Genomic DNA, 12,658 nt, shown 5'->3' with positions numbered 1-12,658 from the left:
AAATATTTTCTATATTTGCACCACCAAAACGGCGAGGTAGCTCAGTTGGTTAGAGCGCAGGATTCATAACCCTGAGGTCACGGGTTCAATTCCCGTCTTCGCTACAATAAACCGCAATCATTACACCAATGATTGCGGTTTTTACTTTTAAAAAAATTAATACTTTACTCTTTAATTCTTTCAACTCAATTTTATTTTTAATAATTTCAGTCTTCTGATGGAGTATTAAGGGAATAATTATACTTTTCAGCGTTAGTACTGAGATCATTTATTCATCTTACGTTATTATCTCTTTTATATTCGCCTTTTTGCTGTCTTTTTTTGATGATCTTATTGTCAGTAATAGAAATCCTTTGTTTCGCTGAATTATGGCTGTAATGGACTGTTTAAAAGGAAAAGTATATTGCGTTCCGGAAAATAGGATTAGATTGGTTGCCATCTTAAAAATAAAGAATAAAAAAACCGCCTTACATATCTGTAAAACGGTTTTAATGTTTTTTAAAAGCTTATCAAACCTGATATCCGAGCAGCTTTCTGATCTGATAGAAGAATCTTTCAATCAGTCGCAGATCCTGTGTGACAATCTCTGCACTGCCTCTAAGCTCTTTATCGAATGTAAGTGTTTTATTGTAGCTTGTTTTTAATCCTTTTGGCAAGATCACATCTACATAGTAGTTTCCTTTATCATCAGGAATCAGGGAGATGTTCTGTACTTTTCCTTCGATGATACCGTACTCCTGGAATCTGTAGTTATCCAGTTTAATCAGAACTTTTTCACCCGGAGTTATTTTTCCTGAGTTTGTTGTAGGTACGGACATTCTGCCCACCAACTGCTCTTTATTTTTAGGAAGAATAGAAAGGATAGGTTCACCTACCTTTACGAATTGATTCTCGCCGAAAAACTGCTGAAAACTGGCAACGCCGTCTGTGGATGAGATCACCAGATAGTTCAGCTCCCACTGTTTCAAAGATTTTCGCAGCTGTTCAAGAAGCTGCAGGGTTTGTGACGAATAGGTAATTCTGTCTTTTTCTGTGTTAATGGCAGTTCCGCTTTTGGTTTTATTCAGGTTGGAGATGCCTTCATCCATTTGTGATATGGAAATTTTAATATTCTCAAGATTTTGCTGAGCCTGAAGATATTTGATTTTTTCGTTTTCAAGTTCCATAGCAGAGATAACACCCTGATTAAATAGTTCCTGAGATCTGTTGAAATTTTTCTTAGTCAGATCATACTTTATAGATTCCAGGTTTTTCTGCTGTTTTAATGTGGCAATTCTTACTTTATATTCTGAAATACTCTGATTGGCCGCCAGATTTTCGGGAGCGTATGGCTGTAATCTTGTAAAAAGGGCTTCGTCCTGAAATGCTTTTGCAAAACTGTTGTACTCACCCTGTAATTCACCGAGCTTAAATCTTGAAGCCTGGGCAATAGGGAAGGAGTATAATTGATCGGGAGTGATGGAGTCTACCAGTTTTTTAAGCTCTAAAATATCCTTATAGTTGGCTGCAGACTGCATCACCATCAGAACATCATTCTTTTTAACTTCCTGGTGGTCTTTTATGAATATTTTTTCAATTTTAGAGCTGGTTCGTGCTTCTATTTTCTCAGGAGGGTTCTGAGAAGTCACAATAATAGGAGCCGGTACAAATTCGGGATATTTTATAATGTAGCTCATTAAGAGAATCAATAGCAGGATAATAAATATCACCGTATTTCCCCAGCGGATCATCCAATGCGGCGGCTGGGTAAGAATATCCTGTACGCTTTCTGAGCGGAGTTCAATATTGTCTAAAACGTCTTCTTTCATTGTTATGTAGTAAAATTTCCCCCAATATTTCAGGGGGAATATAATTTAAATAATTGGGCAGTTCCCGTCATACCATGATGGTGGCGAAGTGTCTGCATCCGGCGGGCATTCAAAGTGCTTTATGCGGCATGGTACCCAGCTGCCTAGACACCAGGATCCACAGCAGTTGTTGTCCGGAATAATAACACCTCCGCTGACAAATGTCAAATCTTTTCTCGAAAGTTTTTTAAGATTTTTCATGATTACTATTAGTTTTTATTTTTCCTACTCTGTAAGCTTTTCGGATTCCGCTATATGGTGGCTTTATCTTGGTTAATTTCCTAATTCAAGCTGATTTCTTACCAATCTGTAATATTCTCCTCTTAAGTCTACCAGCTCAGCATGGCTTCCTTCTTCTACCACTCTTCCCTGATCCAGTACAATGATTTTGTCCGCATGTCTTACTGTGGAAAGTCTATGGGCAATCACCACTGCTGTTTTGCCTTTGAAGAACTGCTCAAGGTTTTCCATGATCACTTTTTCATTATTGGCATCCAGTGCAGAGGTAGCTTCATCAAACAAAATATATTCAGGAGCTTTATAAACAGCTCTTGCAATGAAAAGTCTCTGTTTCTGGCCACCACTTACTCCAACGCCCTCATTTCCGATTTTGGTGTTATAGCTTAATGGAAGACTTTCAATAAAATCTTTGATATTGGCTATTTCTACAGCGCGTCTCAGCTTTTGTTTATCTATATGATCTTCACCAACAGCAATATTGTTGGCAATGGTGTCATTGAATACATATCCTTCCTGCATGACAACACCGCAATGATCCCTCCAGTATCTCGGAGAAATATTTTTCATATTGGTATTTCCGATTCTGATTTCACCCTGATCAGGATCATAAAACTTCATCAGCAGTTTCAATAAAGTTGTCTTTCCACTTCCACTGGCTCCTACAATTGCTGTCGTTTGCTGATAAGGTATCGTAAGGCTGAGATTTTCAAAAACCGGAACATCGGAACCAATATATCTGAACGACATATCTTTGATTTCAATATCTTGTTTCGGAATATCGGTAACGTATTGCTCATTCTTATCTTCTTCATCATCTTTATCGTGGATTTCTCCCAATCTTTCAAGAGAGATTTTAGCATCCTGTGTCTGCTTGATAAAGTCGATAAGCTGAAGAAGCGGGCTGTTCAGCTGTCCGATGATATACTGAACAGAAAGCATCATCCCCAAAGTAAGGTTTCCGCTTAAAACAAGTTTAGCAGAAAGAAAACTCACCAGAATATCTTTCATCTGATTGATAAAGTTACCTCCCACAGACTGCCATTGTTCTAAGGATAGAGATTTTATCCTGATTTTAAATAGTTTTACCTGAAGAAATTCCCAGTCCCATCGTTTTTGTTTTTCAGCATTATGCATTTTGATTTCCTGCATTCCGTTGATAAGCTCGATGACTTTACTCTGCTCCTGAGATACCTGAGAGAATCGCTTATAATCAAGTTCTTTTCTTTTTTTCAGGAAGAAACTGATCCATCCGATATACAATACTGCTCCAACAAGATAAACAAGGAAAAGCCTGTAATCATAAAACAGTAAGACAATACTGAAAATGATAAGGTTCACCAGTGAGAATAATGTATTCAATGAAGAACTTGTAAGAAGCTGTTCAATTCTGTGATGGTCATTAATTCTCTGCATGATATCTCCTGTCATCCTGGTATCAAAGAAACTTATCGGAAGTTTCATCAATTTAATAAAGAAATCGGAGATGATCGAAATGTTAATTCTTGCTGAAAGGTGGAGAAGAATCCAGCTTCTTATGGTTTCAATTCCCATTCTTCCCAGAAATAACATAATCTGTGCAAGCAAAACCACATAGATAAAATTAATATCCTGGTTCTGGATGCCGACATCTACAATACTTTGGGTAAGAAAAGGAAATATAAGGGAAAGTAAACTCCCACCTAAAAGTCCGATCGCAAGCTGTATAACAAGTGTTTTGTACTTTAGAAGATATTTGGAAAGGAATGTAAAACTTGCCTTACTTTCTTCTGCATCAAATTCTGTTTGAAAGAATGCAGGAGTAGTTTCAAGGATCAGGACAATTCCTTCTTCTGTATTTTCGTTGGCATTTTCTCCAATCCAGGACTTGATGAATTCTTCTCTGGTATAAGTGATCAGTCCATAGCTGGGATCTGAGATATATACTTTGTTATTTTTGTCAATTTTGTATACAACTACAAAGTGATTTTTATTCCAGTGTGCTACACATGGAAATGGAACTTCTTCTTTGAGGGTATTGAAATCGATCTGGACTCCCATTGACCGGAATCCCAGATTTTCTGCGGCATCACTCAGCCCAAGAAGGCTGCTTCCTTCACGGGTGGTTTCGGAGAGGTTACGAATCTGCTGCAGGGATATACTTTTACCATAATACTTACTTACGATCCTGAGACATGTAGGACCGCAGTCTTTGGTATCTGGCTGCTTATAAAAAGGAAACTTTTTTTTCAAAACTACTACTCATTATAAAATGCCGCCAATAGATGGCGACATTTTTGCTTTAATTCAATTATAATTCAATGAAATGGTAAACTGGAAATAGTCCCATTGATCACCGTTTTTCTACTCTTTTACATCTTTTCAGATGGTTATTTTGTTTTTCCTAAGATAGTGAAATTTTTAAATGAAGAAGATTTATTTGCTAAATCTCATCATCCTCGATTAATTCATCAATAAAGAAGGTGATATCTTCGCGATCATACTTATCCGGGAACTGATATCCGTTGATGATAAAGATTGGCGTAAAGCTTAATCCTGCATTACTGTTTTCCTTAGACATCTCTATCAGCGGATCCAGATTTTCTGAATTTACTTTTCCTCCGGAAAGTGCATTGATTTTGCCTTCATCCTTGGTTTCAAACCATTCTTCAACAGCGTGTAAAAACTCTTTTTCAGGTTTGTTATGATAAATATGAGTTAAATCTGAAATAAGCTGTGTATATTTTTCTGGAGCTCTGTCCGGGCTGTAATTGAATCTCATCTGCAATGAAATATCATCAGGGTATTTCTCCAAAAGTCCTTCCACCAATTTATGCGCATCTTTACAGAAACCACAGTATGGGTTGGAAACGATAGAAATACGAAGCTTGGCATCCCTTTTTCCAACAGCAAAAGTTTCAGTATCCTGAAATTCTATTTTTGGATTTTGTTCCATCTGATTTTTGAAAAGCTCATAGTTTCTTTTGAATCTGAGATTTTTTGCATTCGATTTTTGCAGCGTTTCTTTTTGCTCAAGAAGAGTATTGAAATAAATAACCGCAGAAAATACAAGAGCCCACAGAATGACAGTCAATAAAAGAGTTCCCACACTGAATGACAAATTCTCGAAAAATAAACTGCTTACTACGATCTGGCCTACAAGAATTGAAATGATCAAAAGACATACTCTGCAGAATGTTTTTTCTATAAATGCCTGAATGTACAGAGAGTACCCGATTGCAAGTACAGAAACGAATGTGAAACCTTTTACGATATACGCTGTTGCCGGTAAGAACAGACCTAGTACGGCAAGTCCTGCAAAATAAATCAGAGAAAAATCTGCAAATTTTAAGCCCAGAATACTGGTTTTATCCTGTTTGATGATCTTATCACACGAGTTGGCTGTCTGACTTGCTGCAGCACCTCCACCTCCACATATACTTCCGATGACAGTAGAGGTATTTCCGAATTTCTGATTGAAAATTTCCAGGGAAATATAAACTCCTGCTAAGGAAAGTACATTAAATAGAGCTTCGTAAATGGTTTGGCTAATAAAAGAATAAGCAAGAACGGCAGCAAAAATAATATAGAGAACCGGCTTGAAATTGAATGTCAGTTTGCTTTCTGCATTTTCTGTTTTTTCAAACAATAGTACAAAGTCCGTTGATTTATTATAAAGCTCCTCTTTACCGAAAGTTTTTGCTTTTTCCGAATATACTGAATAATTGCTTCCTGACTTTTTTACAAGAGAGAATGAATTCTCAACAATGGCAATAAATTCCTCCGGAAGTTCGTCCCAATATTCTTTGTCAAGTTCATAAGCGTCATTTTTTACCCCCATAAAGTTGAGTGTGTCACTGAATGCCAGTGCAGATGGGTAATTGGGATGAGAGTTGAACTGGAAAATAAATTCCTGTTTATCTAGTTTTAGATGGTTAATTAGTTTGTCAAAAATCATATTAATATTTTTATCTAAAATACACAGATGTTTTAAATATACAAAAAAAAATCTCCTTTATTAGTGAGATATAAACGGATGTTGATAAATTTTATTTGATCTTCAGTATTTTATTTTGAGGTCCAGAAAAAAAATGTTTCTGTCACTTATCAGGTAAATTCTTTTCTTATCGGTTTTAATTTCAAAAAACTCATCTTCATGCACACGAATAAACTTCTTTCTCATTGCCGAAAGATATTTGATGACTTTTGTAGTCGTGGAATCTCTGTTATTCGATATGACGAGTATCATTCTGCTTCTTTTTTTTTAAATAATCTTTTCTTATTTTCGAGCTGTGTTTCATACTTGGGATTCCCAGGCTTTTACGGTTGCGATCAATCTGCGTACTGTCTTGTACCGGAATCATATTAAAGCCGTAGCGTGTGATTTTTTTATGAGATCCTAAGTAAGTATCTTCCATTCTTGCATAGTCACGAGGAGAAAAATCTCCCGATTTTACATATTCCAGTAATTTGTCCTTTATAAAAGGATAATCTTTTTTGGACTCAACCATATGAGAGATAAAGGTAGGCATAGGAAACCATCCAATTTTTTCAGGCGTTGGAAATCCATAATTTTTAAAGGTCCATATTAATAGTTTTGCGTTTTTCTCAACGTTTTTTCTGGTCAGTGCAGTATCAAGAGGTCGTCCTTCCTGATCCCTTATCAGTGCAATCTTGAAAGAATCAATGAGTTTTTTATCCAGGCCTTGTTTCCATTCTGTTATTTTTTGTTCTACAGATGGATTGTCTATTCCATATTTATTAAAAAGGGGCAGGTATTTTCTATATTCATCACCATAAGGAGCAACCAGAGAAATTAGCTGATAAAGGCTTTTTTTTCCACCAAAATCTTCATGATATTGATCGGCAAGGGTTATATAAGTTGCATATTCTTCAATACGGTCCTGATTTTTAGGAGTATATTCTTCAAAAATTTTCCGATACTCTTTTACAGCTAGTTTAGGGTTATTGGCCATTCTGTATATGCTGTCAGCCTCATTTACTTTGTTATAATAAGTAATGTAATTCTTTTTACAGGATGTAAGGGATAATAAAGCAATAAGAAGAAAACCAGATCTTATTAATGATGAAATTTTCATAAATGATTTAATTTTATAATATGGTGAAAAAAAGGAGGGGATTTAACCCTCCCTCTTTCTTTATTCACATACTAGCAAACTTCTAGTCTATCAATATACTCACCTCCATTAGATGTATAGTGGTCAGCTTCGTAGCATCCTGGTGTTGTAACTGCAGCACTAGATTGAATAGCATAAGACTTTAAGCTACCATTTACTGATTTTAAATCGTCTCTTTTTAGTTTTTTGTTTTCCAAAGAAGAAAAACCTTTCTTCATTCCTGCTAACTTTTTCATTATTAAATTTTTTTTTGAATTAATATTTGTTTGCCATATATCCCTGGATGGGAGAAGGTACTGATCAGTCCTTATATTTATATTTTGTACTGTACACATACAAAAAATAAATTTTGTGTTTTTACCTGTAGCAAACATACACAAGTGCTAATCATAAAAAAGTCTTGAGGTTTTAGATTTATAAATTTACTACATGAATTTATAAAAATAAATGGATTAACTATTTGTAAAACAATTTTTTGTGGTTATTTTAAAAATCGCCTAAATTATCAATTTCTTTGATGTACATTGAGAGTGTAGTACCGGTTTTCTTCTTAAAAGCTAAAGAAAATGCCTGTTCATTATTATATCCTAGCTCTTCTGCAATAACAGATAACTTATAGGAACGGAATTTTTTATCTTTTACCAATCTACTTAAGGCAAAATCAATTCGAAGATCATTAAGGTATGCTGCAAAGTTTTTTCCTTTATGAGTATTGATTATTTCTGATAAATAAGCAGTATTTGTTTTTATATTTTTTGCTAAGCTGGCTAATGTGATGCCTTTTTTTAAGAAAAGTTCCTTGGATTCAAATATTCTTAATTCTTGTAAAATAAATTGAGTAACTTCTTCAGATATGGTTTTAGAGGTTTTATCATTTTGCTCTTCCTGTTCAGGAATTGCTATCGGGGCTATTTCAATATTGTTAGCCTTATTTTTTTCCTCTGCATTTTTTTCTTCAATATTTCTCTTTTCAACCAAGCTAATCAAATCTTGTGCAATTTTTCTTTGTTCCTTTTCTGTTTTTTTTGATCTATAGTATAAATATATAATGAATAAGAGTATTAATAAAAGTATGCCTAGAGAAATGTAGAGTACCTTTTTTCTAAATTTTAATTCCTCAATGATATTTTCTTTTTCCTGTAAAAGATTGGGAGTGTCGTACTTTCTAGGTATTTCTGTAGAAAGGTATTTAAACTGTTCATCTAGTTTTTGATCAACCTTTAAAAAGCGCTCAATGGAGTAAAGCTGTTTTTCTTTATCATTATTTTCTTTATAGTAATCAATAAGAAAAGTATATACATCTCTTAATTCAGGAAACGTATAACCACTTTTTGAAATAATGGAGTCTAGTTTGGTGTAGTTTTCAACTGCTTTTGTTTTATCTTTTAAACCTTCATAAGATTTACCAATATTTAAAAGACTATAGTTCATATTCTGATCTTGAATCCCGGAAAAATATTTATAAGCTGCTATGAAGTTTTTAGTGGCAATATCATATTTTTTTAGTTTTAAATTATATGCCCCTACGTAGTAAGTATATTGATGATGAACATACTTATTTGTGAATGCTAATGGAGTTTTTAATCCTTCCTTGATTAGAATATTTGCAGAATCCAATTTATTGAGCTCTATATAGCAGTATATAAGGCTTATACGCATTTGGTTATGCTGGGATTCATCTGTAATATCATTTCCATTATATAAATAGTATCTGAACGTTTTGGCTGCATCAGCATTTTTGCCAATGTAGCTGTTCAGATAGGCGATGTCCATATTAGCATATGCGGTCTGTTGCGGATCTTTTTGAGCTTTTGCGTATTGTAGTCCTAAAATATAATTATCTAAAGCTTTTTTTAAATTATCATGTTTGTAATAAAGGTTTCCCTTCATTAGATAAGTCTGAGATGGATATTTTGTTCCCTTTAAATTTTTTGTAATTGTTGCTGTGCTGTCAAGATATTTTAGGGCATTTGAAAAATTTTCGTTAAAATGAATAAGCACATATCCGTCTGCTATTTGAAGAGCATTTTGTTCTTTTTTTGCTTTTTGGAGGTAATATTGAGCTATAACCTTTGACTGTTCAATCTTTATATTCTCATAATAGGTATAAAATTTATCTTTTAATTCTTTATAGCTATATGTTTTTAAGCTATCACTTATTTTATTCTCTGTATAAAGTAAGTTGCTGAAAAAAATAAATAAAAAAAGGGCTTTAACTCTCATCATCTTTTAAATACATCACAAATTTACATTTTTTAATTCAAAAAGATATATGGTAAAAAAGTGGTTTTAAGTTTAATTTATTGATTTATATTGAGTTAAGTGTGTTGTTTGTTCTGTCAATTTATAAATCTATAGTTTAAGGCTTAATAGAATGTTTATCTCAAACCAGCGACTGTTTGAAATGATTATCTACGATTATTTGTTCAGGTACTATAAAACCCTTGTTTTTAAAAGTAATAAAATGTTATAACATTATAATATTTATTATTATAGTATGAATGCTAATACCATTTTTTACATCAGAATATCCCGTGATTTTGAAGTTCAGATTTTTAGAAATATCATATAAAATACTGAGGATAACTCCAACTTTAAAACATAGGAAATAATGCTTAGAAGTAATGTTTTTTATGTAAACAAATGTTTTATTTTGTTATTATTTTATAGCTTGTAGTGGGTTTTGCGCTTGTTTTGTTTATTAAATTTCGATATTCTATGTGATTTTTAACAAACAGAAATGAACTCAAAAAAACTTAAAAAATCATAAAGTTTTCATAAAGTTTTAAAAAAGGAGGGAAATGTTTTTGTATTTATAAAATATGTCGTACTTTTACATCGCCTTGAATGAGGGAACAAGTCAAGGTAATAAATTTTTTTTCATCATTTGTGTTTTTAGAATCGTATCGCCTGATACGATTCTTTTTTTATGTTTTCTCATAGCTTAAGAGAAGATCAATAAAGTAAGAATAGGTAACAGAGCCTTCCTGCTGATTGCTTTTCAGGAACAGGTTGTTAGTAAATCCAAAGAATTCGTCAAGCCATCCCTGATGTTGAAAAATAAAACTTTTTTCATAAGCACGGTCCCTTTTCATCGCCGGGGAATATTGGCGAAGAATATTCTTTACAAATTCAGGATCTTTCTCCACAATAAATCTTAAAAGACTTTTTAAAGTGAAAAATTCAGTACTGTATCTCAACTCAGGATTACCGGAATGAATGCCTATTAAGTACCCTATAAAATTAGCTTCCTGCTCTCTGGCAAATCCAAGCTGATGTGAACTTTCGTGCGCTGTGGTGAAAGGGATTAAAGTATGAGGCAGCTCAGTATTATACTGGGCTTCAGCTGTAAAAGGATTATAATAGCCTAAAATTCCTGTAAAGCTCATTACATTTTTGAATAAACTAGGCTTGATGTCCAGTATCTCCGGAGCTTTTTTATCGGAAATATAAGAAGGCAGCTTTGTCTGCTGATTCAGGATTTCCTTTTGAATAGATGTAAGGTTAGTGATTATAAATACTCCGTTGCTGTCCTCCTGTGTATACTGTCGTGTTGCCTTACACTTTTCAAGATAAACAAGAGCCAGTTTTTTTGCTTTTTCTATATCCGGTTCATTCTGGCTGGAAAGTTTTTTAATAATAGGAACCTGAAAATACAGCATTCCCCAAAAGATCTGATAAATAAAATAAAAGATATTCATGACGATAAGAATTTTTCTCATCGAATCACTTCTTTGCTGCTTTTTGAATAAGGTGATGAAACAGTATAAAAGAAAAGCTCCCAGCACAATATAGATCAAATCCCCGACAGAAAATGGAACCCAGCTGAACAGCACCTGATGAAGCTCTTTCTGAAATTCAAAAAAGCGTTCAAAAAAAGAAATCATTATTATGGATTTTGAAAATCCATAAAACAAAAGAAATTGGGCAAGTAATACACCTGCCCAAAATCTTTTTTTCTTATATATATTTGTTGTTATATTAATGACCACTGCCTTTAGATATTTTATCAAGATCAATGCCCTGGGCTTTCAGAATCCCACTTACACGGATCGCATAGAATGCAAGATAAGCAAAACAAATAACCCCTACGATATAACTGAAATGAATATTGGTAATATCTGCAACATATCCCTGTATAACGCTTACAATACCTCCTCCCATAATCATCATGATAAGGTATCCTGAACCCTGGTTAGTGTGTTTTCCAAGCCCGTTGATAGCCAATGCGAAGATACACGGCCATAGCGTAGAGCAGAAAAGACCTACACTGGTAAATGCATATACAGATACCATTCCTGTAGTGAACATCCCTATAAGTAGAGCGGTGATCCCTGCCAGAGAGAAGATCAGAAGCATTCTTGCCGGGTTTCCTTTGCTTAAAATATCACAGATAATCATTGCGATAATGATAAATCCATATACATAGAACGGAGAAAGATCATGATCGGCAATAGCGTTTACCAATAAAAATACACCGAATGCAAGATAAGGAGCTAAGAATCTTAAGATCTTTTTGAATCCTGCATTGACATCAAATGCTTCTACAGCACCTGTCCAACGGCCAATCATTAATGATGCCCAGTATAAAGAGATATAAGGTGCTACCTCTTTCGTTTCAAATCCCAAGCTTTTTTCCATATAAGCAGGAAGGTTACTGGCTGTGGAAACTTCTACCCCTACATAAACAAAAATAGCGATCATTCCCATCACCAGCTGAGGATACTGGAATGCTGACTTTCTATGTTCTCCCGGAGTTGCATCATCGGTGTCCTCAGTGTTTGTTGGAGTTACTGCAGGAAGAGAAGAGAATTTAAGCATTAAAGCTACCAGCGCAAAAGCTGCTCCTAATATCAGATAAGGTGTTTTTACACTTTCTATACTTGCTTCCGTGTTGGCAGCACTTGCAGATCCAAAAATAGCAAATGCAACGATAAGTGGTCCAATAGTAGTTCCTAAGTTATTAATCCCTCCTGCCATTGTTAGCCTCTGAGATCCCGTTTCCGTAGGACCTACTTCAATAGCAAGCGGATTAGCAACAATCTGCTGAAGAGAGAATCCTAAACCTACAATAAATAACCCTGAGATCATTAATGGGAAAGAATGCATATTGGCAGCCGGGTAGAACAATAAGGTTCCCAATGCGGAAATCAGAAGCCCCACAATAAGACCATTCTTATATCCGATTTTATTGATCAAATCCTGTTTAAGGCTCTTTGATACAAGCATATAAATTAAAGAACCTACAGTATATGCTACATAAAAGCATATCTGTACAAGCATACTTTCAGTTTGGGATAGATTGAAGGCTTTTTGAAAAACAGGGATCAGAATATCATTACTGGCTGCTACGAATCCCCAAAAGAAGAATACAGTAACCAATGGAATGAATTGGGCCCAATTGGTTTGTTTAGAATAATTTGACATATTTATTATAGATTTCACAAACAAATATAA

The 12,658-nt window shown here is 34.3% G+C and carries 8 protein-coding genes and 1 tRNA gene; 1 reads left to right on the top strand and 8 read right to left on the bottom strand.

Annotation, left to right across the window (positions count from 1 at the left end):
• Positions 1-30 precede the first annotated feature (30 nt).
• A tRNA-Met gene (locus ACLI50_RS21760) sits at positions 31-104 on the top strand.
• Positions 105-509: 405 nt separating this feature from the next.
• On the opposite strand, the gene ACLI50_RS21755 is transcribed toward ACLI50_RS21760, so the two are convergent.
• From ACLI50_RS21755 to ACLI50_RS21720, 8 genes are all read right to left on the bottom strand, one after another.
• Positions 510-1,808, bottom strand: coding sequence for an HlyD family secretion protein (locus tag ACLI50_RS21755; protein ID WP_181397983.1), 1,299 nt, complete (start codon positions 1,806-1,808; stop codon positions 510-512).
• 312 nt (positions 1,809-2,120) lie between these two features.
• The gene (locus ACLI50_RS21750) at positions 2,121-4,316 is read right to left on the bottom strand and encodes a peptidase domain-containing ABC transporter (protein WP_411414631.1); all 2,196 of its coding nucleotides are present in this window, start codon (positions 4,314-4,316) and stop codon (positions 2,121-2,123) included.
• A 190-nt stretch (positions 4,317-4,506) separates the two neighbouring features.
• Complete coding sequence (locus ACLI50_RS21745) at positions 4,507-6,021, bottom strand: thioredoxin domain-containing protein (protein ID WP_202840533.1); 1,515 nt, start codon at positions 6,019-6,021, stop codon at positions 4,507-4,509.
• A gap of 268 nt (positions 6,022-6,289) precedes the next feature.
• Positions 6,290-7,162, bottom strand: coding sequence for a hypothetical protein (locus ACLI50_RS21740; protein WP_411414630.1), 873 nt, complete (start codon positions 7,160-7,162; stop codon positions 6,290-6,292).
• Positions 7,163-7,233: 71 nt separating this feature from the next.
• Positions 7,234-7,437, bottom strand: coding sequence for a TIGR04139 family peptide modification target (locus tag ACLI50_RS21735; protein WP_343643476.1), 204 nt, complete (start codon positions 7,435-7,437; stop codon positions 7,234-7,236).
• Between the two features lie 250 nt (positions 7,438-7,687).
• On the bottom strand, positions 7,688-9,427 hold the full coding sequence (locus tag ACLI50_RS21730) for a helix-turn-helix domain-containing protein (RefSeq protein ID WP_411414629.1): 1,740 nt from the start codon (positions 9,425-9,427) through the stop codon (positions 7,688-7,690).
• Between the two features lie 701 nt (positions 9,428-10,128).
• Positions 10,129-11,088 (bottom strand): DUF3810 domain-containing protein, encoded by a 960-nt coding sequence (locus ACLI50_RS21725; protein WP_343643478.1) that lies wholly within the window; start codon positions 11,086-11,088, stop codon positions 10,129-10,131.
• Between the two features lie 94 nt (positions 11,089-11,182).
• Entirely contained in the window at positions 11,183-12,628 is a 1,446-nt protein-coding gene (locus tag ACLI50_RS21720; RefSeq protein ID WP_110010708.1) for an MFS transporter, read from the bottom strand.
• Between the last annotated feature and the right edge of the window lie 30 nt (positions 12,629-12,658).

Source organism: Chryseobacterium cupriresistens, assembly GCF_046614675.1.
GTDB lineage: Bacteria > Bacteroidota > Bacteroidia > Flavobacteriales > Weeksellaceae > Chryseobacterium > Chryseobacterium cupriresistens.
The sequence above is the reverse complement of the archived record's forward strand: the minus strand, read 5'-3'. Positions and strand labels throughout refer to the sequence as shown.

Excerpts from the sequence above, each read along its gene's own strand:
- ACLI50_RS21755 (WP_181397983.1), bottom strand. The coding sequence starts at position 1,808 with ATGAAAGAAGACGTTTTAGACAATATTGAACTCCGCTCAGAAAGCGTA.
- ACLI50_RS21725 (WP_343643478.1), bottom strand. The coding sequence starts at position 11,088 with ATGATTTCTTTTTTTGAACGCTTTTTTGAATTTCAGAAAGAGCTTCAT.
- ACLI50_RS21720 (WP_110010708.1), bottom strand. The coding sequence starts at position 12,628 with ATGTCAAATTATTCTAAACAAACCAATTGGGCCCAATTCATTCCATTG.
- ACLI50_RS21735 (WP_343643476.1), bottom strand. The coding sequence starts at position 7,437 with ATGAAAAAGTTAGCAGGAATGAAGAAAGGTTTTTCTTCTTTGGAAAAC.
- ACLI50_RS21730 (WP_411414629.1), bottom strand. The coding sequence starts at position 9,427 with ATGATGAGAGTTAAAGCCCTTTTTTTATTTATTTTTTTCAGCAACTTA.
- ACLI50_RS21740 (WP_411414630.1), bottom strand. The coding sequence starts at position 7,162 with ATGAAAATTTCATCATTAATAAGATCTGGTTTTCTTCTTATTGCTTTA.
- ACLI50_RS21745 (WP_202840533.1), bottom strand. The coding sequence starts at position 6,021 with ATGATTTTTGACAAACTAATTAACCATCTAAAACTAGATAAACAGGAA.